24 protein-coding genes and 1 pseudogene are annotated in these 25504 nt (G+C 54.1%); 9 read left to right on the plus strand and 16 right to left on the minus strand.

The annotated features are described in order from the left end of the window. Positions 1 to 49 precede the first annotated feature (49 nt). Genes AC0XWG_RS11985 through AC0XWG_RS11995 form a run of 3 tightly spaced genes read left to right on the plus strand, consistent with a single transcriptional unit; the run spans position 50 to position 2301 of the window. On the plus strand, positions 50 to 652 hold the full coding sequence (locus AC0XWG_RS11985; protein WP_049007386.1) for a non-oxidative hydroxyarylic acid decarboxylases subunit B: 603 nt from the start codon (positions 50 to 52) through the stop codon (positions 650 to 652). Then, positions 642 to 2069: a non-oxidative hydroxyarylic acid decarboxylases subunit C gene (locus AC0XWG_RS11990; RefSeq protein WP_128347329.1), complete on the plus strand. Its 1428-nt coding sequence runs from the start codon at positions 642 to 644 to the stop codon at positions 2067 to 2069. Before AC0XWG_RS11985 ends, AC0XWG_RS11990 begins: the two co-directional genes overlap by 11 nt. A gap of 10 nt (positions 2070 to 2079) precedes the next feature. Further along, positions 2080 to 2301: a non-oxidative hydroxyarylic acid decarboxylases subunit D gene (locus AC0XWG_RS11995; RefSeq protein WP_028016852.1), complete on the plus strand. Its 222-nt coding sequence runs from the start codon at positions 2080 to 2082 to the stop codon at positions 2299 to 2301. 81 nt (positions 2302 to 2382) lie between these two features. Here AC0XWG_RS11995 and mutS read toward each other — a convergent pair whose 3' ends face one another. Continuing rightward, a complete protein-coding gene (gene mutS / locus AC0XWG_RS12000) occupies positions 2383 to 4950 on the minus strand; it encodes a DNA mismatch repair protein MutS (RefSeq protein WP_374760265.1) in 2568 nt (855 codons plus the stop codon). 233 nt (positions 4951 to 5183) lie between these two features. On the opposite strand from mutS, the gene AC0XWG_RS12005 reads away from it, so the two are divergent. Beyond that, complete coding sequence (locus tag AC0XWG_RS12005) at positions 5184 to 6467, plus strand: tyrosine-type recombinase/integrase (protein ID WP_257247501.1); 1284 nt, start codon at positions 5184 to 5186, stop codon at positions 6465 to 6467. A 93-nt stretch (positions 6468 to 6560) separates the two neighbouring features. Here the strand turns inward: AC0XWG_RS12005 and AC0XWG_RS12010 are convergent. The 5 genes and pseudogenes from AC0XWG_RS12010 to AC0XWG_RS12030 form a co-directional block, all read right to left on the minus strand. After that, a protein-coding gene (locus tag AC0XWG_RS12010; RefSeq protein WP_223216367.1) for an IS1 family transposase occupies positions 6561 to 7258 on the minus strand; the annotation gives its coding sequence in 2 pieces (ribosomal slippage) (positions 6561 to 7009 and positions 7009 to 7258; 699 coding nt in all). A gap of 33 nt (positions 7259 to 7291) precedes the next feature. Beyond that, positions 7292 to 7576 (minus strand): hypothetical protein, encoded by a 285-nt coding sequence (locus AC0XWG_RS12015; RefSeq protein ID WP_475680606.1) that lies wholly within the window; start codon positions 7574 to 7576, stop codon positions 7292 to 7294. A 1176-nt stretch (positions 7577 to 8752) separates the two neighbouring features. Next, positions 8753 to 9873, minus strand: a protein-coding gene (locus AC0XWG_RS12020; RefSeq protein WP_134708787.1) for an IS3 family transposase whose coding sequence is annotated in 2 segments (ribosomal slippage) — positions 8753 to 9615 and positions 9615 to 9873 — 1122 coding nt in all. Because the reading frame shifts where the segments join, the coding sequence is not laid out codon by codon here. A 69-nt stretch (positions 9874 to 9942) separates the two neighbouring features. Then, a pseudogene (locus AC0XWG_RS12025) lies at positions 9943 to 10401 on the minus strand (Fic/DOC family protein); the annotation flags it as partial. Between the two features lie 324 nt (positions 10402 to 10725). Continuing rightward, positions 10726 to 10956, minus strand: coding sequence for a SymE family type I addiction module toxin (locus tag AC0XWG_RS12030; protein ID WP_028016850.1), 231 nt, complete (start codon positions 10954 to 10956; stop codon positions 10726 to 10728). A 175-nt stretch (positions 10957 to 11131) separates the two neighbouring features. Between AC0XWG_RS12030 and AC0XWG_RS12035 the strand changes: the two genes are divergently transcribed. After that, positions 11132 to 11476, plus strand: coding sequence for a nitrous oxide-stimulated promoter family protein (locus AC0XWG_RS12035; RefSeq protein ID WP_128347331.1), 345 nt, complete (start codon positions 11132 to 11134; stop codon positions 11474 to 11476). A 5-nt stretch (positions 11477 to 11481) separates the two neighbouring features. Here the strand turns inward: AC0XWG_RS12035 and AC0XWG_RS12040 are convergent, their stop codons facing one another. The 10 genes from AC0XWG_RS12040 to hypA all read right to left on the minus strand — a co-directional run bounded on the left by AC0XWG_RS12040 (position 11482) and on the right by hypA (position 21410). Next, the gene (locus AC0XWG_RS12040) at positions 11482 to 12702 is read right to left on the minus strand and encodes an MDR family MFS transporter (protein ID WP_475680607.1); all 1221 of its coding nucleotides are present in this window, start codon (positions 12700 to 12702) and stop codon (positions 11482 to 11484) included. A gap of 16 nt (positions 12703 to 12718) precedes the next feature. Then, on the minus strand, positions 12719 to 13480 hold the full coding sequence (gene eitC / locus AC0XWG_RS12045) for a siderophore ABC transporter ATP-binding protein EitC (RefSeq protein WP_028016847.1): 762 nt from the start codon (positions 13478 to 13480) through the stop codon (positions 12719 to 12721). After that, entirely contained in the window at positions 13480 to 14517 is a 1038-nt protein-coding gene (locus tag AC0XWG_RS12050; RefSeq protein WP_028016846.1) for a FecCD family ABC transporter permease, read from the minus strand. Before AC0XWG_RS12050 ends, eitC begins: the two co-directional genes overlap by 1 nt. After that, entirely contained in the window at positions 14517 to 15515 is a 999-nt protein-coding gene (gene eitA, locus AC0XWG_RS12055) for a siderophore ABC transporter substrate-binding protein EitA (protein WP_028016845.1), read from the minus strand. Before eitA ends, AC0XWG_RS12050 begins: the two co-directional genes overlap by 1 nt. 154 nt (positions 15516 to 15669) lie before the next feature. Beyond that, positions 15670 to 17742 (minus strand): formate hydrogenlyase transcriptional activator FlhA, encoded by a 2073-nt coding sequence (flhA, locus tag AC0XWG_RS12060; protein ID WP_475680608.1) that lies wholly within the window; start codon positions 17740 to 17742, stop codon positions 15670 to 15672. Between the two features lie 55 nt (positions 17743 to 17797). Then, positions 17798 to 18808, minus strand: coding sequence for a hydrogenase expression/formation protein HypE (hypE, locus tag AC0XWG_RS12065; RefSeq protein WP_208594092.1), 1011 nt, complete (start codon positions 18806 to 18808; stop codon positions 17798 to 17800). Then, positions 18805 to 19926 carry a hydrogenase formation protein HypD gene (gene hypD / locus AC0XWG_RS12070; protein ID WP_407220994.1) on the minus strand — a complete coding sequence of 374 codons (1122 nt, stop codon included), beginning with the start codon at positions 19924 to 19926 and terminating at the stop codon, positions 18805 to 18807. Before hypD ends, hypE begins: the two co-directional genes overlap by 4 nt. 3 nt (positions 19927 to 19929) lie before the next feature. Further along, positions 19930 to 20202: a HypC/HybG/HupF family hydrogenase formation chaperone gene (locus AC0XWG_RS12075; protein WP_028016841.1), complete on the minus strand. Its 273-nt coding sequence runs from the start codon at positions 20200 to 20202 to the stop codon at positions 19930 to 19932. Beyond that, entirely contained in the window at positions 20193 to 21056 is an 864-nt protein-coding gene (gene hypB, locus AC0XWG_RS12080) for a hydrogenase nickel incorporation protein HypB (protein ID WP_475680609.1), read from the minus strand. The genes AC0XWG_RS12075 and hypB overlap by 10 nt, the downstream gene beginning before the upstream one ends. Before the next feature lie 3 nt (positions 21057 to 21059). Then, entirely contained in the window at positions 21060 to 21410 is a 351-nt protein-coding gene (hypA, locus tag AC0XWG_RS12085; protein ID WP_128347337.1) for a hydrogenase maturation nickel metallochaperone HypA, read from the minus strand. 210 nt (positions 21411 to 21620) lie between these two features. Here hypA and hycA point away from each other — a divergent pair, with 210 nt between their 5' ends. From hycA to AC0XWG_RS12105, 4 genes are all read left to right on the plus strand, one after another. After that, positions 21621 to 22085: a formate hydrogenlyase regulator HycA gene (hycA, locus tag AC0XWG_RS12090; RefSeq protein WP_028016838.1), complete on the plus strand. Its 465-nt coding sequence runs from the start codon at positions 21621 to 21623 to the stop codon at positions 22083 to 22085. Positions 22086 to 22155: 70 nt separating this feature from the next. Then, positions 22156 to 22764 carry a 4Fe-4S dicluster domain-containing protein gene (locus tag AC0XWG_RS12095; protein ID WP_028016837.1) on the plus strand — a complete coding sequence of 203 codons (609 nt, stop codon included), beginning with the start codon at positions 22156 to 22158 and terminating at the stop codon, positions 22762 to 22764. After that, positions 22761 to 24575, plus strand: a complete 1815-nt coding sequence (gene hycC / locus AC0XWG_RS12100; protein WP_475680610.1) for a formate hydrogenlyase subunit 3 — start codon at positions 22761 to 22763, stop codon at positions 24573 to 24575. Before AC0XWG_RS12095 ends, hycC begins: the two co-directional genes overlap by 4 nt. 1 nt (position 24576) lies before the next feature. After that, a complete protein-coding gene (locus tag AC0XWG_RS12105) occupies positions 24577 to 25500 on the plus strand; it encodes a respiratory chain complex I subunit 1 family protein (RefSeq protein WP_256066304.1) in 924 nt (307 codons plus the stop codon). Positions 25501 to 25504: the final 4 nt, after the last annotated feature.

Here is a 25504-nt window from a genome sequence, read left to right on the forward strand (position 1 = left end):
GTAGTTTAGTTTTAATGTTCGTGTACGAACAAAAAAATTGAGGTGCTGAATGAGATTGATCGTGGGAATGACAGGGGCGACAGGCGCTCCGCTGGGCGTGGCGCTACTCCAGGCCTTGCGGGAGATTCCGGAGGTGGAGACCCACCTGGTTATGTCGAAGTGGGCAAAAACCACCATTGAGCTGGAAACGCCTTACACCGCGCAGGACGTTGCTGCTCTGGCTGACGTTGTCCACAGTCCGGCTGACCAGGCCGCCACCATCTCATCCGGCTCATTTCGCACCGACGGCATGATCGTCATTCCCTGCAGCATGAAAACGCTGGCGGGGATCCGCGCAGGCTACGCCGAAGGGCTGGTGGGGCGCGCGGCAGATGTGGTGCTGAAAGAGGGGCGTAAGCTGGTGCTGGTTCCCCGTGAAACGCCGCTCAGCACCGTTCATCTGGAGAATATGCTTGCGCTTTCCCGCATGGGCGTGGCGATGGTGCCGCCCATGCCTGCGTATTACAACCACCCGCAAACCGCCGATGACATTACCCAGCATATTGTGACCCGCGTGCTTGACCAGTTTGGTCTGGAGCATAAAAAGGCACGCCGCTGGAACGGGTTGCAGGAGGCGAAACATTTTTCACAGGAGAATAAAGATGGCATTTGATGATTTGAGAAGCTTCCTGCAGGCGCTCGATGAGCAAGGGCAACTGCTGAAAATTGAGGAAGAGGTAAACGCCGAGCCGGATCTGGCTGCGGCAGCCAACGCAACGGGACGTATTGGCGACGGTGCCCCCGCGCTGTGGTTCGACAACATTCGCGGGTTTACCGATGCCCGTGTCGTGATGAATACGATTGGCTCCTGGCAGAATCACGCCATTTCGATGGGACTGCCTGCGAACACCCCGGTCAAAAAACAGATCGACGAGTTTATCCGCCGCTGGGATAAATTCCCCGTCACACCGGAGCGTCGCGCTAACCCGGCCTGGGCGCAGAATACGGTGGACGGTGAAGACATTAACCTGTTCGATATCCTGCCGCTGTTTCGCCTGAATGATGGTGACGGTGGTTTTTATCTTGATAAAGCCTGCGTTGTCTCGCGCGATCCGCTGGACCCCGATCATTTTGGCAAGCAAAACGTCGGTATTTACCGCATGGAAGTGAAGGGCAAGCGCAAGCTCGGCCTGCAGCCGGTACCGATGCACGACATTGCCCTGCATCTGCACAAAGCGGAAGAGCGCGGGGAAGATCTGCCGATTGCGATAACGCTTGGCAACGATCCAATCATCACGCTCATGGGCGCTACACCGCTTAAATACGATCAGTCCGAGTATGAAATGGCTGGCGCGCTGCGTAAAAGCCCGTACCCGATTGCCACCGCACCGCTGACCGGTTTCGACGTGCCGTGGGGGTCAGAAGTGATCCTCGAAGGGGTGATCGAAGGCCGCAAGCGTGAGATAGAAGGGCCGTTTGGTGAGTTTACCGGACACTATTCCGGTGGCCGTAACATGACAGTGGTGCGTATTGATAAAGTTTCATACCGCACCAAACCGATTTTCGAATCCCTCTACCTCGGCATGCCGTGGACCGAGATTGACTATCTGATGGGGCCAGCCACCTGCGTGCCGCTCTACCAGCAGCTAAAAGCGGAATTCCCGGAAGTGCAGGCGGTGAATGCGATGTACACCCACGGTCTGCTGGCGATTATCTCTACTAAAAAACGCTACGGCGGTTTTGCTCGTGCGGTTGGTTTACGTGCCATGACCACGCCGCACGGTCTGGGCTACGTGAAAATGGTCATTATGGTGGATGAGGATGTCGATCCGTTCAACCTGCCACAGGTGATGTGGGCGCTGTCATCGAAAGTGAACCCGGCAGGTGATCTGGTGCAGTTGCCGAACATGTCAGTGCTTGAACTTGACCCTGGTTCGAGCCCGGCGGGTATTACCGACAAGCTGATTATTGATGCTACGACGCCAGTTGCTCCGGACACCCGTGGCCACTACAGCCAGCCGGTACAGGATTTACCTGAAACTAAAGCCTGGGCGGAAAAACTGACCGCGATGCTGGCTGCACGTCAATAAGGAGGAAAAGATGATTTGTCCACGTTGTGCCGATGAACACATTGAAGTAATGGCGACATCTCCCGTGAAAGGGGTCTGGACTGTGTATCAGTGCCAGCATTGCCTGTATACCTGGCGTGATACTGAACCGCTGCGCCGTACCAGTCGGGATCACTATCCGGAAGCATTTCGCATGACGCAGAAGGATATTGACGAGGCACCACAGGTGCCGACCATTCCGCCGTTGCTGTAAAAAAAAGCCCGGTGGCGCTGCGCTTACCGGGCTTACGGGTTGTGTAGGCCGGGTAAGGCGAAGCCGCCACCCGGCAAAAAACTACACTAAACTCTTCAGCCGATAAATCCACTCCAGCGCCTGACGCGGCGTCAGGGAATCCGGGTCGAGGTTTTCCAGGGCTTCTACTGCTGGCGACGTCTCTTCCGCTGGTGCTAACAGCGACATCTGTGTGCCATCAATCTGCGTTGCAGCCGCATTCGGTGAGAGGCTTTCCAGCTCACGCAGTTTCTGACGCGCGCGTTTAATCACCTCTTTAGGAACACCCGCCAGCGCTGCGACGGCCAGGCCATAGCTCTTGCTCGCCGCGCCATCCTGCACCGTGTGCATAAAGGCGATAGTGTCGCCGTGTTCCAGCGCATCAAGGTGGACATTAGCAACCCCTTCCATTTTCTCCGGCAACTGTGTCAGCTCGAAATAGTGGGTTGCGAACAGGGTCATTGCCTTGATCTTATTCGCCAGACTTTCAGCACAGGCCCATGCCAGTGACAGACCATCATAGGTTGATGTTCCGCGTCCGACTTCGTCCATCAGCACCAGGCTATGTTCCGTCGCGTTATGCAGAATGTTAGCCGTTTCGGTCATTTCAACCATGAAGGTTGAGCGGCCGCTAGCCAGATCGTCCGCTGCGCCCACGCGGGTAAAGATGCGGTCGATGGGGCCAATCTCCACGTTTTGCGCCGGGACGTAGCTGCCGATGTAAGCGAGCAGCGCGATCAGCGCTGTCTGGCGCATATAGGTACTTTTACCGCCCATGTTCGGACCGGTAATGATCAGCATCCTTCTCTGCGGCGACAGGTTCAGGGGGTTAGCGATGAACGGTTCGTTCAGCACCTGCTCTACTACCGGGTGACGACCTTCGGTAATGCGAATGCCGGGTTTGTCGGTAAAAGTCGGGCAGGTATAGTTCAGCGTTTCAGCGCGTTCTGCAAGATTCACCAGAACATCCAGTTCCGCCAGCGCACTGGCGCTTAACTGCAGGTCGGCCAGGTGTGGCATCAGCATGTCAAACAGCTCGTCATACAGCTGTTTTTCCAGAGCCAGCGCTTTGCCTTTCGAGGTGAGAACTTTGTCCTCGTACTCTTTCAGCTCAGGAATAATGTAGCGTTCTGCATTTTTCAATGTCTGGCGACGCACGTAGTGAATCGGTGCCAGGTGGCTCTGCCCGCGGCTGATCTGAATATAGTAACCGTGTACCGCGTTATAGCCCACTTTCAGGGTGTCGAGCCCAAGTCGCTCGCGCTCGCGGATTTCCAGCTTATCAAGGTAGTCTGTTGCGCCGTCGGCCAGCGCACGCCATTCGTCCAGCTCTTCGTTGTAGCCAGGGGCAATCACGCCGCCATCACGCACCAGAACCGGAGGTGCATCAATAATGGCGCGCTCCAGCAGCTCGCGAAGCTCGGTAAATTCGCCCATGGTTTCGCGGAGTTTCTGAACGGGGGCGCTGTCTACGTCGCTTAACTGAGCACGCAGTTCCGGCAACTGCTGAAAAGCATGACGCATCCGCGCAAGATCGCGTGGGCGCGCTGTCCGCAGAGCCAGACGGGCCAGGATACGTTCCAGATCGCCTACTTGGCGCAGGACCGGCTGCAGATCGGTATAACGATCCTGCAACGCAGCAATCGTCTGCTGACGGCAAACCAGCGTATCGGTATCCCGAATCGGCATATGCAGCCAACGTTTAAGCATACGGCTGCCCATCGGCGTCACGGTACTGTCAAGGACCGAGGCGAGCGTATTCTCGACGCCACCCGCCAGGTTCTGGGTGATCTCCAGGTTACGGCGCGTAGCGGCATCCATGATGATGCTGTCCTGCTGGCGCTCCATCGTGATAGAGCGGATATGCGGCAGGGCGGTGCGCTGGGTGTCTTTCACGTACTGCAGAAGACAACCTGCTGCGCACAGTCCGCGCGGGGCGTTTTCGACGCCAAAGCCAATCAGATCGCGGGTGCCAAACTGGAGATTCAGTTGCTGACGCGCGGTATCAATTTCGAACTCCCAAAGCGGACGGCGGCGCAATCCACGACGGCCTTCGATAAGCGCCATTTCGGCGAAATCCTCGGCATAGAGTAATTCTGCCGGGTTGGTGCGCTGCAATTCGGCAGCCATCGTTTCACGGTCAGCCGGTTCACTCAGACGAAAACGTCCGGAGCTGATGTCGAGCGTCGCGTAGCCAAACCCTTTGCTGTCCTGCCAGAGTGCCGCCAGCAGGTTATCCTGACGCTCCTGCAGCAGGGCTTCATCACTGATGGTACCTGGCGTGACGATGCGCACAACTTTGCGCTCAACCGGACCTTTAGAGGTCGCCGGGTCGCCTATCTGTTCGCAGATAGCGACGGACTCGCCCTGATTCACCAGTTTGGCCAGGTAGTTTTCTACCGCGTGATGCGGGATACCTGCCATAGGAATGGGTTCACCCGCCGATGCACCACGTTTGGTCAGCGAGATGTCGAGCAACTGCGATGCACGCTTAGCATCGTCATAAAACAGCTCGTAAAAATCGCCCATACGGTAAAACAGCAGGATTTCCGGATGCTGTGCCTTCAGCTTCAGATACTGCTGCATCATTGGGGTGTGTGAATCTAAGTTTACGTTGTCATTCAGTGACATAATTTATATATTCCGTTGAATTTAAAGTAAATTGTGATTTTTGTTGTTCTCATTAGATATCACGTTGTCTCATAAAAAATCACCAAAACCCACTTGTAAGTGTAGGTCAAAGTGTAGGTTGTTATGTAGGTTATGGTATAATTGCACTCAATAAACTCACAACCTACACTTGGAAACAAAGGCTGGATTTCAGCCTTAATAAATCAAGTGGTTAGCCATAAAATGGATCTTATATGACGGATAAACCAGCAGGCAAACCTTTGTCATCCAAAGCGGTCGAAATGATGAAGCCTGGGGACAAAAACAAGGCTGATACGGGTGAGAACCGGGGCCTGCGTGTGACTTGCGGTGCTTCTGGTATCAAGACCTTTTTCTACCGCTATACTAGCCCAGTGACCAATAAGCTGTCACAGGTAAAAATTGGCAGCTTCCCGCAAACCTCGCTCGCAATGGCACGTATGAAGTTGCAAGAACTCAAACTAATCAGAAATGAAGGGCGCTGTCCGGCGTCTGAGCTAAAAGATGAGAAGCAACGGTTATTAGAAGAGAGCCAAAAACCAAAAGCGCCAGTGCTGACGGTTGAAGGGTTGGTTGAACTGTATCTTACCGAGCGTATTGAGGATCGTAAAACGAAGGATGGGAGGATCATTCCCGGTGCCAGAAAGCCTAAAGGGCAAGCAGAGGTTCGTCGCACTCTTTATGGTGATGCCGTTAAAACCTTAGGAACACGAAATGCTGCTGAGATTACGCGCCAGGATGTTATCAATTTAATTAATGGCATTGTTGCCAGAGGCGCAAACGTACAGGCTGGTAATGTTCTGAGGGAACTTTCACTCGCTTATGAGTTTGCTATTGGCCTTGGTCGTTTTGATGACAGTTTTGCGAATCCGGCGTTGTTAGCAAAATCCAGCTTGCGACAGACCAGAATCAAGCTCACAAACGGACGTGGAACACGAGTACTGAGCGAGGACGAGCTAGCAAAATTCCTTAAATGGCTTCCGGGTTCGGCTTACACGCCAACGATCAAAAACGTGTTACGTCTGACTCTCTGGACCGGGTGTCGTACCGGTGAAGTCTGCAATATGGCATGGAAGGATGTTGATCTTGAAAAAGGCACTATTCATCTGCGAGAAACTAAAACAGAGATAGAGCGCTACGTACAGTTATCTGATCAGGCAATCGACTTTCTCAAGGTTTTACGCCTTACCTCTGACAAATATCTATTCCCTTCGCAAGCCACTAAGAAGCCAATTCAGCAGAAGTATCTAACTGAAAACTCATGGCGTTTACGTGAAAGCGGTCAAATGCTTGATATGCCTCATTGGACGCCGCACGATCTGCGTCGTACAGTACGAACGGGGTTATCTCGTTTGCAGTGTCCAAATGAGGTAGCAGAGGCCGTATTGGGGCATACACGTGGCGGTGTTGAAGGGATCTACAACTTGTATAAGTATGATGCTGAGTGCCGGAAATGGCTGCAGGTATGGGCGGATTACTTGGATGGCCTGATAAAATAACAAATACAGATGCATTATTAATTTATGTTGCTGCAATAGAAGGGATTATTCATGCTTAGCGATTTCAATACCGAACAGGGTAATGACTCCAACTTACTGATAGTGTTTTATGTTCAGATAATGCCCGATGACCTTGTCATGCAGCTCCACCGATTTTGAGAACGACAGTGACTTCCGTCCCAGCCTTGCCAGATGTTGTCTCAGATTCAGGTTATGCCGCTCAATTCGCTGAGTGTAACGCTTGCTGATTACGTGCAGCTTTCCCTTCAGGCGGGATTCATACAGCGGCCAGCCATCCGTCATCCATACCACGACCTCAAAGGCCGACAGCAGGCTCAGAAGACGCTCCAGTGTGGCCAGAGTGCGTTCACCGAAGACGTGCGCCACAACCGTCCTCCGTATCCTGTCATACGCGTAAAACAGCCAGCGCTGACGTGATTTAGCACCGACGTAGCCCCACTGTTCGTCCATTTCCGCGCAGACGATGACGTCACTGCCCGGCTGTATGCGCGAGGTTACCGACTGCGGCCTGAGTTTTTTAAGTGACGTAAAATCGTGTTGAGGCCAACGCCCATAATGCGGGCGGTTGCCCGGCATCCAACACCATTCATGGCCATATCAATGATTTTCTGGTGCGTACCGGGTTGAGAAGCGGTGTAAGTGAACTGCAGTTGCCATGTTTTACGGCAGTGAGAGCAGAGATAGCGCTGATGTCCGGCAGTACTTTTACCGTTACGCACCACGCCTTCAGTAGCTGAGCAGGAGGGACAACTGATGGAGATGGAAGCCACGGGAGCACCTCAAAAACACCATCGTACACTAAATCAGTAAGTTGGCACCATTACCAGTTTTTGCGGCGTTATGATAAAGTTACTTTTATCCTCTGCAGTCGCATCGATCTCATGTTCTTTTGGCGTTCCTGGCTCAGCGATTTTTTTCAATATGACTTTCACAAACTGAACGTTATCATCCTGCGAGATCACTCTTATTTTATCGGCACCCTTTGTCCCTAACGAGATCTCCATTGGGTATACCGTCATTCCCGCTTGGGTGAGAGGGCAAATAGAAGATAAGAGCAAAGTAATAGAAATACGCGTAAAGATATTCATTGTTTACATCCCAGTTGTACTCGAAGAGACAATGTTATTGTCTACAGATTACTAAACATTTTCTGTACCTTCATAATTTATGAGGAGTGTATGAAGTATCTTGCGGAAATTCAACGCTGTTTTTGATGAGGTGATAGGGTTTTATTATTAATCTTACTTTTTTGAATTTCTTGAGCGGATTTGAATGATGTTGATTTGCTTAGATCTTGAATGCTGTTATGTTATTTAAAATCGATGTCTAACTTTTTATAGGAGTGGGGTGGTTGTTAATTTTAAATACGAGCAGGTTAGGCACGGTGTTCGGTATCTTTCCATAGGGAGGGCTTATTGTGTTTTTTTTCACGTTTCTTTTGATAGGGAGATTTATGATTTTAATTTTTATAAATTAAATTCAATAAAATCAATTAGTTAGTGCTTTTTTGTTGTCCTTTCATTACCCGTGGAAGGGAGAGATTGAAATTGATGAAGGATAACTTTTGAAGAAGGGTTTAGATTTTTATTTTAACATTGAGTAATGGATTTTATGATCTTGTTTTTCATCATTAACGAAGTGTATTGATAAGGTGTTTTGATTTTTTTAGTGCGTTAATTTTTCATTTCTATTTTATTTAAAAGCGTTATTAAATAATGATAGTGTTTGAATTATCTTAAAAATAAAGCATGCTTAATAAATAACCTCATGGCGTGTTTTTTAACCTTGCCGTAGTGCTTTATGTCATGTGTTGTTCCATTTATGGAATTGATGGTTCTTTATATGTGGCCTGCATTCAAAGAATGATTTAATATTTGTTGAAGAAGGTTTATTAATAGATTGTGCGCATTGTAAATATTAACTATTCGGAGCTAAGGGGAGTGTCTCAGCTACCTTGCCACTCGGGTTATTACCTTCTCATCTCTGTCGAAACCGGACGAGCCGTCAAAGATGTTGGCCCTGCCGGAGCGATACCTCAAGCCAGCTATATCTTCACTCCACCATGACGAAATCAACATCACTCACGCATCAGCTTAACCCGCCTGTTTACCTGAAGCTAAAATGATGGCGGGTTTTTTTCTTTATGGCTAAGTCAATGATTATCTTTATCATTCGAACTAAAAATCTGCAAAAGTAGACAATTGTCGACTTTTAGTCTTAAAGTGCCGGGCCTGGTGACCTGCCCCCAGGATTAGATACAACCTTCAGTTAGTAATGTCGGTTGGTTTTTCTTCATATTTCCTGTTTCGCCAGTCCGTTGCGAATTCAGCTGGTGTCTGGTAATCCAGCGATGAATGGGGACGGCACTCGTTATAATCCTGCCGCCAGTCATTAATCGTTTTCCGGGCATGAAGAATATCGCTGAACCAGTGTTCATTCAGACACTCATCGCGAAAGCGTCCGTTAAAACTCTCAATAAATCCGTTCTGCGTTGGCTTACCTGGCTGGATAAGCCGTAGTTCCACACCATGCTCAAAGGCCCATTGATCGAGCGCGCGGCAGGCAAATTCCGGGCCCTGATCGGTTCTTATTGTCGCCGGATAGCCCCTAAACAGCGCGATGCTGTCCAGAATACGCGTGACCTGAACGCCTGAAATACCGAAAGCAGCGGTGATTGTCAGACACTCCTTCGTGAAATCATCCACACAGGTCAGGCACTTGATCCTCCGACCGTTGGCCAGTGCGTCCATAACGAAATCCATCGACCATGTCAGGTTCGGCGCATCCGGGCGCAGAAGCGGAAACCGTTCGGTTGCCAGCCCTTTACGGCGTCGTCTGCGTTTTACGCTCAGTCCATTAAGGTGGTAAATACGGTATACCCGCTTGTGATTGACGTGAAGGCCCTCCCGACGCAGCAGCTGCCAGATGCGGCGGTAGCCAAAACGCCTGCGCTCCAGTGCCAGCTCAGTGATGCGCCCTGATAAATGCGCATCAGCTGCCGGACGCTGAGCCTCGTAGCGGCAGGTCGACAGGGACAAACCTGTAAGCCTGCAGGCACGACGTTGCGACAGACCGGTCGCATCACACATAAACTCAACGGCTTCCCGCTTCTGGTCTGTCGTCAGTACTTTCGCCCCAGAGCCACCTGAAGTGCCTCCTTATCCAGCATGGCTTCGGCAAGTAGCTTCTTGAGGCGGGCGTTCTCCTCTTCAAGAGATTTAAGCCGCTTCACCTCAGGAACTTCCATGCCACCAAACTTCTTGCGCCAGGTGTAGAAAGTGGCATCGGAAATGGCGTGCTTACGGCAGAGCTCACGGGCAGAAACTCCGGCTTCCGCTTCGCGAAGAATACTGATGATCTGTTCGTCGGAAAAACGCTTCTTCATGGGGATGTCCTCATGTGGCTTATGAAGACATTACTAACATCGGGGTGTATTAATCAACGGGGAGCAGGTCAGTCGCGACAAGCGTCCGTTTCCCTCTCTGAATGGATGGATAAGTATCAGCTCGACATGGGGGATGGCGATAGCGGTGATGAGTCGTTCTTCGTCCATGCCGCTACACGGTGTGTATTGAGCCAGATACTTAGTGTCGAATTCGTTCAGTAGTTTTGGCAACTGTGCTGAGGGGGCAAACATAAAGCCGCCTTTGCTGATATTAACCGCTCTTTCTTGTCCAGCCCACTCCTAGATGTTGCCTAACCAGCGGCGATGCCAGCTTTTTAGCATGGCTACGCTGAGCTGTCCTTCCGGGAACTGTTCTTCAAAAACAGACTGGTAGAGTTGTTCTAACAGGACAAGTTCAGCCTCATCCATCTCATCAGAAGTTGCGATCCCCAGCTTGTTAGCCATAACTTGCTCACCAGAGTCTTTCTCATACTGACCTTCACTGCTGGATACATGGTATCGGCTCATGGAGATGCCCTGTGTTATTAGAGGGATGGAAAAACAGAGGGATTATAACGCTGGATGAGTACAGTAAACAATATTCGTAAAATCAGATGGTTACAAAAGCGTAGGTTAAAATGTAGTTTTTATTCTCTGGTGGAAAATAATCTCTAATAATCAGCATTAACACACTAATGCATCATCGGCGTATGTGCGTCGAAATTGTCGATTGTGCTCATGGAGTTATGATGTCCATTTCTTTGAAAATAAACCGTTTTGATCGGCTGAGTGGCCGTTTGTTCCTTCTATTGTCGCATGAAAAAAAGATACGGCGCAGAAAAATGTCGCGCTTTACGAGGTGCCTTCCGGCATTAACTCAATGACAATTTTTCCATGCTCTATGCCCACTCTGACCTGGGAATTTGTGGTAAACCCTGCTTGTTCAAGCCAGTCACCTTTTAAGCTCAGCGCTGCATGTACGCTGTAACGCTTTGGTATCTTGGTTTTACGGTCTTCATGACGCTTTCTGAAATATCCCACTTTCAAATGGCGGTAGGGTTTGGTTATCACGATCTCTTGCATAGGGCCTCCTGGCAGCACGGACAATAGTCATTTCTGATGCCTGTATAAAATACCAGTGATTTTCATGAGGTGCAGGCTTAATACTGGAATCAGGCTTCAGAAAAAGGAATGCAACAACTGAAATCTGGAGTTTAAAAATGTATTATTAATGCACTTTATTGCTGGGTAAGTCGTTATGTCTGGAAAACGCATATCACGAGAAAAAGAGACAATTGCGAAAATGATCGCGTTGTATGAAAAGCAGTGTCCACAGGCTTCTCAGGAAGAGGGTTATTATCAGGCGCTTAAGGCTTATGCCGATAAACGCCTGGATAAGTGTGTATTTGGTGAAGAAAAACCCGCCTGCAAGCAGTGCCCGGTGCACTGCTATCAGCCTGCCAGACGTGAAGAGATGAAGCAGGTCATGCGCTGGGCTGGCCCGCGTATGTTGTGGCGTCATCCCATTCTGACTATCCGCCATCTGATTGATGACCGCCGTCCCGTGCCGGAGCTACCGGTGAAGTATCGCCCGAAAAAGTGACTGGTTCAGCTTCTGAGTGGGCGGCAAATCATGTTCAGGGCCAGCGCGCTGCAGAGTGGGAAAAGGGCCAGCAGCAGCCATGGATACATTGCCTGCGTTGAGGGCACCAGCGCGCGATCCAGCATGCTGCCAAACAACAAGTTTCCTGCCAGTACCGCAATGCCTCCGGCGGTGGCGAGTGCGCCGTAGTGCGCGCCAAGCGTTGATTCCACGGCGAACCGCGGAATGAGATCTTTTGCCGATGGCACCAGCAGCATCTGTCCCAGCGTCAACAGCGTCACAAAACAGACTGAGGGCAGTAAGCGAAGCCAGCCTTCCGGCGGCGTCATCGGGGCAAACATCGCCACGCTCGCAAAGGCGGTGGAGAGCAGTAAAAAGCCCAGAGGCAGGATCCTCACCGCGCCCACGCGTCGGGCAAAACGCGCCAGCGGTAACTGTAAGGTAATGATCAGAATGGAGGCCAGCATAAAAAGTGGGCCGAGATCTTTCTCGTTACCACCAGAACGCTGGATCTCCACCGGCAGCGCCAGATAAAGCTGGTTATAACTTAACAGCCACGAGCTGTAGGCAATGATAAAGGCGACAAAGCGCGGCTGGCGGAACGTTGTCCACCAGGGCTGTATGTGTAGCGTCTGTGAACGGTGGTGTGAAGCTGGGAGGCAGAAGTAGAGCACCACTAGCGCAATGATAAAGACCCCCGCACCTGCCAGCGCCACCTGGCGGAAACCAAGCCCCGTCAGCAGAGCTCCTGCAACCGGGCCCAGCACTGCACCGAGCTCACCACAGACAGCAAAGAGAGCAAACCATTCCGCCCGGCTACGTTTTCCTTTCGCCTCGCTGTGCGTGCCCGCTTTCGCCAGCAGAGCCTCAATGGAAGGGGAGAATAATGCTCCGCCGATGCCGGTCAGACATGCACCAAGAATAATGGGCCACAGAGATTGCCCGAAGGCCAGCAGCAGATAACCCGCGACGCGGATAACGCACCCGCTCAGGATCACGACTTTCGCGCCAAAGCGATCCGAGAGCGCCCCCCCGACGATAAACATCCCCTGCTGGGAGAACGTGCGTAGCCCCAGGATCAGCCCGATCAGCCCGCCGGAGAGCAGCATATCGTCGCGCAGGAATATCGCCAGGAAGGGGACAACGGCATAAAAACCAATGTTAAAAACAAACTGGCTACCCAGTAAAACGGGCGGCCAGAGTGTGGTGGCAGGGCGAAGGGACATCGTTGTTTACTTGCCCCTAAACGATAAAGTGAATGTGCTTTTTGCCATGGAACGGCGAGATCTCAATTTTGGTTTTTACCCGGAAGACGTCCCAGAGCAGCTCTTCGGATAAGATCTCCTGCGGTGTTCCCGTGGCCACGATTTGCCCTTTTTGCATCACAATCAACGAATCACAGAACATCGAAGCATGATTGAGATCGTGGATAGCGACAATACTGGTGACAGGCAGCTCACTGATCAAATGCATTAACTGCATCTGATGGTGAATGTCCAGGTGATTTGTCGGTTCATCCAGCAGGATTTCAGTGGGAGTCTGGGCCAGCGCACGGGCAATGTGCACCCGCTGGCGTTCACCGCCAGACAGGCTCAGCCAGCCCTGGTCGCTTTTATCCTGCATGTCCACGCGTTGCAGGGCAGCGGTGACGGTCTCGTCATCGTGCGTGCTCCAGTTTGAAAAAGGGGAGTGGTGCGGAATACGACCGAGCTTTACCACGTCACGTACGCGCATATTCGCATCGGTCATCCCGTGTTGCTCAACGAAGGCGACCCGGCGGGCGAGTTGCTTTTTGGCTATCCGGGAAATATCTTGCCCGTCCAGGGTTACGCTGCCGATGTCCGGGCGACGAAGGCCCGCAAGGATACGCAAAAGCGAGGATTTACCGCAGCCATTTGGTCCTAGCAGCCCGACGGTTTCACCCCGGGAGACCTTCAGAGAGACGTCATTAACGATGACTTTTTTGCCTACCTTCCAGGTAATATTTTCAGCGCAGATGCTCATCACTTATTCCTTGAGCGGTAGATAATCACGGCAAAGAAAGGTACACCCACCAGCGCGGTCACCACGCCTACGGGCAGGCTTTGCGGGGCAATCAGCATGCGTGAGGCGATATCTGCCAGCACCATCAGGATCGCCCCTGCCAGCGCGCTGGCAATCAGCAATGTGCGGTGCAGCGGCCCAAACAGGAAACGCATCACATGCGGTACCACCAGCCCTACAAAGCCGATGGAGCCCGCCATGCTGACGATTGTGGCAGTAATCAGCGCAGTAGTGGTAAAGAGTGCCAGGCGCACCCAGGGGACGGCAATGCCCAGGGACGCGGCGGCATCATCACCGAAGGTAAAGGCATCCAGCGCCCGGGAATAGTAGAGGCAAACGGCTAACCCAATCAGTACCACCACCAGCACCAGCTGGAATTCAGGCCAGCGAACGCCGCTGAAGCTGCCCAACAGCCAGAACATGACATCACGCGCTTGCTGGGCACTGGCGGAGGTGCTGATGGTGTAGGCGGTAATGGCGTTGAACAACTGAGAGGCGGCTACGCCTGCCAGAATGGTCCGTTCATTACCGCCACGCGCACCGTTCGTCAGGAAGGCGACGAAGGCAAAGGCGGCAAACGCCCCGGCAAACGCGCCCGCAGAGAGCGACACCGCACCGGTGCCGATACCCAATACCACGACGGAAACCGCCCCGGTAGACGCACCCGCAGATACGCCCAGCACGTAAGGTTCCGCCAGCGCGTTCTTCAGCAGGCTCTGTAATACTGCGCCGCAGATGGCCAGCCCCGCGCCACAGCAGGCTGCCACCAGCGCGCGGCTCAGGCGAAAGTCCCAGATAACACTCTCATAGATGCGATTGAGCGGAACCTGGGTAAGCCCCATTTTATTGCTGATAGCATAAAAGACATTTTGCAGTGGGATGGACAGCTCGCCGACGCTGACGCCAAGCGCGATGACCAGAAATAACAGTACAAACGCGAGCAAACATGACGTTGTCAGAACCAGGCCCTGTCGGGCCTGAAGAACAGCGACGGTCATCAGTTCAGCCCCAGCTTTCTGAGCTGTTCGCCGACCTGCTCAGCCCCGTAAATCGTGCGAATCGTCGGGTTCATCGCCTGGCCGTCCATCACTACGATATGACCTTTTTTCACCGCATCCAGCTGGCTGACCGCCGGATCGTTCTTCAGGAATTTGATTTTTTCTTCCGCGTTATCCAGCGCCCAGCGGTTGCGGTCCAGGCTGGACACCACGATGACATCCGGATTTGCGGCAATAATGCTTTCCCAACCTACGGTTGGCCATTCGGTCTCGGACGTAATAGCGTTATGACCACCCATCAGGCTGGCGATAAACCCGGAGGGGCTATTTTTACCACCGACGTAAGCATCTGCAGAAGGGGATGAGCTGGAGAACCAGAAGACAAACGAAAGGTCTTTTTTATTCTTGCCGAATTCCTTACGCAGCTCGGCCTCGCGTTTTTTGAAATCGGCAATCACCGCCTGGCCGCGATCTTCAACGTTAAAGATTTTGGCGAAATCCTCAATCTCTTGATAGAGATACGTCATATCCCACAGCTTCTGGCGGCTGCCATACATATCGCCGGTGGCTTTTTTGGTCGCGCACATACCCGGTGACACGTAGCTGTTCACGCCGAGGGTCATCAGGTCTTCGCGTTTTGCGACCTTACTTTCCGGCCCCAGCAGCAGCGGCGTCTGGGCGGGGACAAAGTCAGGATTTTGCGCAAGCACGGATTCAAGGGTAGGGATTTCAACTGTCAGGGTTTTGATTTTCGCGTTCTGTTCCGCCAGCTGCGGTAGCACTTTGGTCGGCCAGAAGGCGCTGGCCTTCACCTTATCCTCCAGACCCAGCAGAAGCAAAATTTCGACGGTGTTCTGACCCAGGGCCACGACGCGTTCCGGTGCTTTGGTGAACGTCTCTTTATAGCCACAGTTTTCAATTGTCAGAGGATACGTGGTTGCCAGAGCAGAACTGACCGACGCAACCGCCAGGCCTAACGCGCAGAAGATCTTTTTCATGAAATGCTACCCATCATTAACATTATTTTTTGATGCAAATGAAACTCATTATTAAGGCGGAATTTTATACAGAGGAAACGATTTTGTGTCAATGAGGGACAATTGCGCAGGGTAATAAAAGGCGGTGTCAGGAAAACACCGCCGGAATGACAGCTTAAACCAGACTCTCTTTATCAATTCCCAGCCGCTTCATACGCGACAGCAGAGTGGTCCGTTTTAACCCTAAACGCTGGGCCGCCCCTTTTGGCCCGGCTACCACACCGTTGGTCTCTTTCAGTACGCGCATAATGAGCTGATATTCATCTTCTCCCTCTTTCGCTATCTCGGCGGTGGGCACGGTCATGTCAGAAAGGGTCACCTCAGGCAGGGACAGTTGCAGCACGCTACCTCGCGTTAGTAACACCGCACGTTCAATGACGTTTTCCAGCTCACGCACATTGCCGGGCCACTCCATAGACGAGAGTGTGCGCAACGTTTCGGCAGGAATACTGTCGATGTTTCGCCCCATCCGGCGCGCGATCTTGGCAGTAAAGGCTTTGACCAGCAGAGGGATATCTTCCGGGCGTTCGCGCAGGGGCGGCAGGAAGATCGGGAAGACGTTCAGACGATAGTAAAGATCGCTGCGAAACTCGCGGTCAGCGACCATTTTTTTCAGGTCGCGGTTGGTGGCGGCAATCAGCCGCACGTCGGTCTGGATCAGCTTGTTGCTGCCAAGACGTTCAAACTCTTGCTCCTGTAATACCCGCAGTAGTTTAGGCTGCAGTTCCAGAGGCATATCGCCGACTTCGTCGAGGAACAGCGAGCTTTTGTCCGCCAGCTCAAAACGACCCAGGCGCTGGCTACTGGCACCGGTAAACGCCCCGCGTTCGTGGCCGAAAAGATCGCTTTCCAGCAGACCCGCAGGCATAGCCGCGCAGTTCATTTTCACCATCCGGCGACCATTGCGGTTGCTCAGGTTGTGGATGGCGCGGGCAATCAACTCTTTACCCGTGCCAGTTTCGCCCAGGATCAGAACCGTACTGTCGCTTTGAGCCACCATCTCCACCTGCTTGAGGACGCTGTACATCGCGTCGCTGCGCCCGATGATTTCACCAAACTCGCTGTCCACGTTGTTGAGCTGTTCGGTCAGGGCCAGGTTTTCATCCACCAGCCGCTCTTTCAGACGGTGGATCTCCTGATAGGCCAGGGCGTTATCCAGCGCGATGGAGATTCGCTCGGCGATCTGGCGCAGCAGCTTCAGGTTGGCCGTGGTAAACACCCCTTCCTCACATTGCGCCAGCTTCAGCACGCCGAGCATGGTATTGCCAGACATCAGCGGCAGCAGGCATAGGGTCTGAATTTTGTTGCCCCAGGTGTTAAACAGCATCCGCTCATAGGGTGCTACCGGATCCTGCTCGTCAAGGTTAAGCAGCAGGATCTCTTTGCTTTTGAAGACTCGCTCAGACAGCGTACCCGCTTCATCCACTTCGCTTTGCTCGTGAGCCGGGTTGGCTTCATCGAGGTAGTGTGTGGAGTAGATATTTAGCTTGCCCTTACGATGCCCCCGCAGCGCAATGCTGATGGCATCGATTTTGAAATAGTGGTGGATCTCTTTCGAGACTTCGCTGACCAGTTCATCCATATCAAGCCGGGAAAGCACGGCGTTGGTAATAGCGACCAGAATGCGGAAGTTATCGCGCTCGCGGCTCAGCAGGTCGTAATCGACGTTATTGGTGACACGGCTTTGGATCTGCTCCGCGACGACCGCCACAATCTGGGTAAAGGTGTGCAGACGCTCGTATTCCGCCTCGCTCCAGGGCTGGTCGGTTGTGCGGATAAACTCGCAGCCGCCAAAAATATGACCTTCCGCGGCCAGCGGCAACATGCAGTAATGACCGAAAGAGCGATAGAGAGGACTTTCCGCCAGCTTCGGCCAGGCCTGCCGGAACTCCTCAAAATTACAGTGCAGGATTTCAGGCCGGGAGAGAATACGGCGCACTGGGCCATGAGCGAGATAGGTTTCATCTTCGTATTCAAACGTTTTGTCATTATCACGCGTGGAGTAATAGCTCGCACGATGCGTTCCGCTATGCCAGAGCACAATCGCGGCGCTATCTGCCAGCGCCGATTGTCTGACCAGACGTGCCAGGGCATCGCTCAGCGCACCGAGATCGGGCTGCTGTAAAAGTGTGCGCGTGATATCAAACAGGCCCTGCTGTCCAAGATCGCTCATTGGTGTATATGGCATAGTGCTTTCCAGTAGAAACGAGCAAAAATTCCACGCTGGCCGCTTATGGCGCGGCCTAGCAAATACGGGGTAAAGGTTCAGCGTGCGGCAGATCCAGCGTACGTTTCACGCCGAAAATCCCGGTCAGGCGCACCCCTTTGCGCTCAACCACTTCACCAATAATGGCGGCCTCTTTCCCTAAAGGATGCGCATGCAGCATGTTCAGTACCACGTCAGCGACGTGGCGTTCAACGCCGATCACCAGCTTGCCTTCGTTGGCAAAATTGAGTGGATCAAGGCCCAATAATTCACACAGGCCGCGAACGGCAGGCTTAACAGGCAGACTACGCTCGCTAAGTTCAATACCCCACCCGCAGCTTGCCGCGAACTCATGTACCACGGCATTCACGCCGCCACGGGTGGCGTCGCGAAGGGCTTTTACGCCCGGAATGGTACGCAGCGTCTGAATCAGCGGGGTGAGCACCGCGCAGTCGCTGCGCAGTTCGCCATCCAGCCCTAAACCTTCGCGCAGGTTAAGGATAGTCGCTCCATGACAGCCCAGCGTTCCTGTTACAAGAAGCACGTCGCCGACGTTAAGCTGTTGTGCCCCCCAGTGAATATTGGCAGGGATAGCCCCCATGCCGGCGGTGTTGATGAACAGCTTGTCGGCTGCGCCGCGCTGCACCACTTTGGTATCACCTGTGACGATGGCAATTCCCGCCTCGCGAGCGGTCTGCGCCATACTGTTGACCACTGCTGTGAGCGTCTCCATCGGCAATCCCTCTTCGAGGATAAACCCGCAGGAGAGGTAGCGCGGAACGGCACCGCTGACGGCGACGTCGTTTGCCGTGCCGCAGACGGCGAGCTTGCCGATATCGCCGCCCGGGAAGAACAGCGGGTCAATCACATAGCTGTCGGTGGAGAACGCCAGCCTGTCGCCTTGCGCGGTGAGGGTTGCCAGATCAATACGCGCCTGGTCTTCCTGCTCAGCGAGCCAGGGGTTGTTAAAAGCCTCCATAAACAGCCTGCTAATCAGCTGCTGCATTGCCTGTCCACCGCTGCCATGCGCCATTTCCACCGTGCTCATGCTTCACACTCCTGATTGCGATACTGATACCACGCGGCACACGCTCCTTCTGAGGAGACCATCAGCGCGCCAAACGCCGTTTGCGGGTTACAGGTGTTGCCAAATAACGGGCATTGATGAGGTTTGCACTTGCCCGTGAGGACCTCGCCGCAGCGAGACCGGGGATCGTCGCAAACCTGTTGTGGTTGCGGATGGAAATGCGCTTCAGCATCGAATGATTGATACGCAGGCGTCAGACGCACGCCGGATTCGGCAATCAGTCCCAGGCCACGCCATTCACTGTCGCCTTCGACGCTAAACACCTCCGCAATGGCTTGCTGAGCGCGTGTATTGCCTGCGTCAGGTACGACGCGGCGGTACTGATTTTCCACCGTACTCAGGGCTGCTATTTTCTGCTCAACCAGCATGGTCACGCCTTGCAGTAGATCAAGAGGTTCGAAACCAGCCACCACTAATGGACGGTTGTACTGTTCAGCAATAAAACCGTAGGCGTCTGTACCGATGACCATGCTGACATGGCCCGGTGCCAGAAAAGCGTCAATGCCGTTACCCGGTTCTTCCAGCAGGCTACGCAACGTGGGGATGAGCGTAATGTGCTGGCAGAAAAAGAAAAAGTTCTTGATGTTGCGGGCTCTGGCCTGCTGTAGCGTGATTGCCGTGGCCGGCATGGTGGTTTCAAAACCCAGACCGAAAAACACGATTTTACGGGTGGGATTATCCGCTGCCAGCGTCAGGGCATCCATCGGCGAGTAGACGATCCGGATGTCCGCTCCACGCGCTTTAGCCTGCAACAGTGAGCCATTTTTCCCTGGCACACGCATTGCGTCGCCAAAGGTGCAAAAAATGACGTCGGGCTGGCTGGCGATTTCGATACAGCTGTCGATTCGTCCCATTGGCAGAACACACACCGGACAGCCAGGGCCGTGAATAAACTCGATGTTCTCTGGCAGAAGCTGGTCGAGACCAAATTTGAAGATGGCATGGGTATGCCCACCGCACACTTCCATAATGCGCAGCGGTTTTGCTGCGCTGTAGTCCAGCAGGGCTGCTCGCGTTTTCAGGTGTTTGATTAGCTGCATCACTTGTTCTGGCGCGCGGTATTCATCAACGTAACGCATCTGCTATCGCTCCTCGCCGTACAGCAGAGCGCCCACGTCAGGCTCTACGTCGAACATATTTTGCAGCGCATCGAGCGTGTCGCGCGCTTCCGCTTCGTTAATCACGCTCATGGCAAACCCCACGTGCACCAGCACCCACTGGCCGAGGCGTGAAGCGCCAGTTTCATCAACACTGCCGACCAGCGTCAGGTCTACATCGCGTAATAATCCACACACATCCACTCTGGCCTGATTCCCGTCAATGGCGTGAATTTGTCCCGGTACGCCTATGCACATCGTTCGCTCTCCAGCCAGTTCAACCAGCTTTCCATACCGTCGCCGCGCGTGGCGGACACCAGCAGGATGTTAATGTCCGGGTTGATTTCACGGGCATACGCCAGGCACTTATCCACGTCAAAATTCAGGTATGGCAGCAGGTCAACCTTGTTCAGCAGCATGATGGACGCGGCGGCAAACATATGCGGGTATTTCAGCGGCTTGTCTTCGCCTTCGGTCACCGAAAGCACGGCCACTTTATGCCGTTCACCGAGGTCAAAGCTCGCCGGGCAAACCAGGTTGCCGACGTTTTCAATAAACAGGATGCCGTTATCTGCCAGTGGCAGACGCGGGGTAGCGTCGGCAATCATCTGCGCATCCAGGTGGCAGCCTTTGCCTGTATTGACCTGAATGGCAGGCGTGCCGGTTTCGCGAATACGGGCGGCGTCGTTAACCGTCTGCTGATCGCCTTCGATTACCGCACAGGAGACACGCTCGTTCAGGCGTTTGAGGGTCTCTGTCAGCAGCGTGGTTTTGCCGGACCCAGGGCTGGAGACCAGATTCAGCACCAGCTGTTTGCGGGTAGCAAAACGGGCACGGTTGCGGGCGGCGATCTGGTTATTTTTGTCCAGCACGTTGATTTCGACTTCCAGCATCTGGCGCTGGCTGATGCCCGGCGCATGCGTCCCCGCTTCGCCGTGACCGTAATGCAGATCACCCGAGTCAGATTGTTGAGGAGTGAAAATGATACCGGTTAATGCCGATGCAGGGCGTGGGGCGGGTGAAAAGGGCGCGGAGCGAAACGCGGAGTGAGGACGATGTTCATCCCCTTCTATATACAGGTTGCCTTCGCCGCAACCGCAGGTGCTACACATAATTTACTCCTTCTCGATTTCGAGTCGTTGGATCTGCATGCCGTCATCCGCCACGATGCGCAGCCCGGCACTCTGGCATTGCGGACAGCGCTGAACCTTCGTTGAGAGCAGGGTGACGTACTGTTGACACTGTTCACACCAGCACTCTGCCTGCTGCTCCTCAATATGGAGTTCGCAGCCTTCCGCCAGCGTGCCGCGGCATACCAGCTCAAAACAGAAGGTCAGGGCGCTGGTCTCGACACAGGAAAATGCCCCGACTTTCAGCCAGACACCGGTGACGCGTTTCGCGTGGTTTTGCACTGCCTGCTGTTCGATAAGTTCCAGAGCCCGCTGGCAGAGGGTGATTTCGTGCATAACGCCTCCTCAATGAATTGCCCCGGTAATGCAATAACAATGCCAGCTTGATTTTTGTTAAGGGGTGACGATGTCAACGCTGTCGAAATGACACGTCGACACCGTGGAGTTGACAGGTGTCTCTTGTTGAAAATCATTTAAAATCAACATAATAAAAACTGGCATGGAATCTGCTTAACAGCCGCTATCTCCATTAACCGGATACCTTTTATGACTATTTGGGAAATCAGCGAAAAAGCGGATTACATCGCGCAGCGCCATCAGCAATTACAGGACCAGTGGCACCTGTACTGCAACTCTCTGGTTCAGGGCATCACCCTGTCGAAAGCACGTCTTCACCACGCAATGAGCTGCGCGGCACAAGGTGATATGCGCTTTGTCCTCTTCGGCCATTTCACCATCAACGTTACCCTGGCGGATAACTTCAACAGCCACACCATCGAGTACTACCTCGAGACAAAAGATGGTGAAAAACAGTGTATTGCGAAGGCACAGCTGATGGCAGACGGCATGGTGGATGGTCACGTCAGTAACCGCGATCGCCAGCAGGTGCTGGAGCACTATCTGGAAAAAATTGCGCCAGTTTATGACGGTTTATACGCCGCCGTTGAACACGATCTCCCGGTCAATCTGGCGCAGTTGATGGATGGGCATGCCTCAGCGAATGTGGCCTGACTCTTACGTGTCGAGAAATGTCGACAAGACAGTTTTTCGTCAAAAATGACTATCACCAGAGGATAACCCGGTGAACCGTTTTGTAATTGCTGACTCGACGGTCTGTATTGGCTGTCGAACCTGTGAGGCGGCGTGTTCGGAAACGCATCGCCTGCATGGGTTGCAGTCCATGCCGCGTCTGCACATCATGCGTAATGAAAAAGAGTCTGCCCCGCAGCTCTGTCATCACTGTGAAGATGCCCCTTGCGCGGGTGTTTGCCCTGTGAATGCCATCACTCGCGTTGATGGCGCTGTCCAGCTGAACGAAAGCCTGTGCGTGAGCTGCAAGCTGTGCGGCATTGCCTGCCCGTTCGGCGCGATTGAATTTTCCGGCAGCCGCCCGCTGCATATTCCGGCTAATGCCAACACGCCGAAAGCCCCTCCTGCGCCCCCGGCCCCCGCGAAGGTAAGTACGCTGCTTGACTGGGTCCCCGGCATTCGTGCCGTCGCGGTGAAATGCGACCTGTGCAGCTTTGATGAGCAAGGTCCAGCGTGCGTACGCACCTGCCCGACCAAAGCGCTGATTCTGGTTAACATCCGCGATATCGCCCGCACCAGCAAGCGTAAACGTGAGCTGACCATCAATAGCGATTTTGGCGATCTTTCGCTTCTGCAGGCGCTTAATGAGGAGGCGAAATGAACGCCATAACCATGATCAACAGCGCCGTGGCGTACTTTACCGCCGCCGCAGTACTGGCGCTGATCTTCTCTTTGCATAAAACCCTGAGCGGCTGGATCGCCGGAATCGGCGGGGCGGTCGGTAGCCTGATGACGCTGGCGGCGGGCGGTGTCGTCCTGCTCGGTGGTCAATCCGTAGAGGCCGTGATGCCGCTGATTCGCCACACCGTGGAGATTACGCCGCTAAATGCCATCTGGCTGGTGACGTTTGGCCTGTGCGGTCTGTTTATCAGTCTGTTCAATATTGACTGGCACCGCCACCAGAATACTAAAGCCAACGGCCTGCTGATTAACCTGCTGCTGGCAACGGCGGTCTGTACCGTTATTGCCAGTAACCTCGGGGCGCTGGTGGTGATGGCGGAAATCATGGCGTTGTGTGGTGTCTTCCTGACGGGCTGCAGCGCCTCCGGCAAACTGTGGTTTGCGCTGGGCCGTCTCGGGACGCTGCTGCTGGCGCTGGCCTGCTGGCTGGTGTGGCAGCGCTTCGGCACGCTGGACTTCTCCGCACTCAACGGTCATCCGCTGGGGAATGACGTCTGGCTGCTGGGCGTTATTGGCTTTGGCCTGCTCGCCGGGATCATCCCGCTGCACGGCTGGGTGCCGCAGGCGCATGCGTATGCCTCCGCACCTGCTGCCGCGCTGTTTTCTGTGGTGGTGATGAAGGTCGGTCTGTTCGGCATTTTGGCGATTACGCTGACCGGCGGCCAGCCTCCGCTGTGGTGGGGCGTCGTGCTGCTGATCGCCGGGATGATCACCGCATTCGTCGGCGGTCTGTACGCCCTGATGGAGCATAATATCCAGCGTCTTCTGGCGTACCACACGCTGGAAAATATCGGCATCATCCTGCTCGGTATTGGCGCGGGCGTGACCGGGTTAGCGCTCAATCAACCGGCGCTGATTGCCGCCGGTTTTATCGGCGGTCTCTATCACCTGATTAACCATAGCCTGTTTAAAAGCACGCTGTTCCTGGGTGCGGGGAGCGTCTGGTTCCGCACTGGCCATCGCGATATCGAAAAGCTTGGCGGCATTGGCAAAAAGATGCCCGTGATTTCACTGGCGATGCTGGTCGGTCTGATGGCGATGGCGGCGCTGCCGCCGCTCAACGGCTTTGCCGGGGAGTGGGTGATCTATCAGTCCTTCTTCGCGCTCGGCCAGAGCGACGCGTTTATCGCCCGTCTGCTGGGGCCGCTTCTGGCAGTCGGGCTGGCGATTACCGGGGCGCTGGCGGTGATGTGTATGGCGAAAGTCTACGGCGTCACCTTCCTCGCCGCGCCGCGCACCCGCGAAGCTGAAAACGCCTGCTGCGCACCGGTACTGATGTGTGCCAGCGTGGTTGCGCTGGCGTTGTGCTGCATCGCGGGCGGCGTCGCTGCGCCGTGGCTGTTGCCGCTGCTGGGAAGCGCTATTCCGCTGCCGCTGACCGTGGCGAATACCACCGTTTCTCAGCCGATGATTGCGCTGCTGCTGATTGCCGCGCCGCTGCTGCCATTCATTCTGATGCTGTTCTTCAAACGCGACCGACTCGCCTCCCGCTCGCGCGGTGCGGCGTGGGCCTGCGGTTATGAACATGAACAATCAATGGTGATCACCGCCCACGGCTTTGCCATGCCGGTGAAAGAGAACTTTGCTGCCGTGCTGAAGCTGCGTCACTGGCTGAACCCGGTGGCCTGGATCCCTGGCTGGCAGAGTGCTGCCGTGCCTGCGCTGTTCCGCCGTCTGGCCGTTATCGAGCTGGCGGTGCTGGTAGTGATTGTGATTTCACGAGGAGCCTGACATGAGTTTGTTACTGGCACTACTTCAGGCGCTGGTGTTATTCGCCGTTGCGCCGCTGCTTTCCGGGGTGAGCCGCGTGGCGCGCGCCCGAATGCACAACCGTCGCGGGCCTGGCGTGCTGCAGGAGTACCGCGATCTCTTCAAATTGCTCACTCGCCAGAGCGTGGCCCCGGATGCTGCAGGCTGGGTCTTCCGCCTGACACCGTTTGTGATGGTGGGCGTGATGCTCACCATCGCCACCGCGCTGCCGGTGGTGACGGTGGGTTCACCGTTGCCGGTACTGGGTGATTTGATCACGCTTATCTATCTCTTCGCCATCGCCCGTTTCTTCTTTGCGATTGCGGGCCTGGACACGGGGAGTCCGTTTACCGGTCTTGGCGCCAGTCGTGAGGCGATGCTCGGCGTGCTCGTCGAGCCGATCCTGCTGCTGGGGCTCTGGGTGGCGGCGCAGGTCGCAGGCTCTACCCACATCAGTTTTATCACTAACACCGTTTATCACTGGCCGTTGGCCCGTTCCATTCCGCTGGTTCTGGCGCTGTGTGCCTGCGCGTTTGCCACCTTTATTGAGATGGGCAAACTGCCGTTCGACCTCGCGGAAGCGGAGCAGGAGCTGCAGGAAGGGCCGCTGACGGAGTACAGCGGCTATGGCTTTGCGGTACTGAAGTGGGGCATCAGCCTCAAACAGCTGGTGGTGCTGCAGATGTTTGTCGGTGTCTTCTTCCCGTGGGGACAGATGACGCATTTCTCGGTGAGTGGTCTGGTGCTGGCCGTGGTCGTTGCGGCGCTCAAACTTCTGGTCGGCGTGTTGGTGATTGCCCTGTTTGAAAACAGCATGGCGCGTCTGCGCTTTGTCGCGACATCGCGCATCACCTGGGCCGGTTTTGGTTTCGCATTTTTAGCGTTCGTCTCCTTGCTGGTGGCGTGATTAA

The organism is Enterobacter sp. DVT3837, assembly GCF_056238685.1.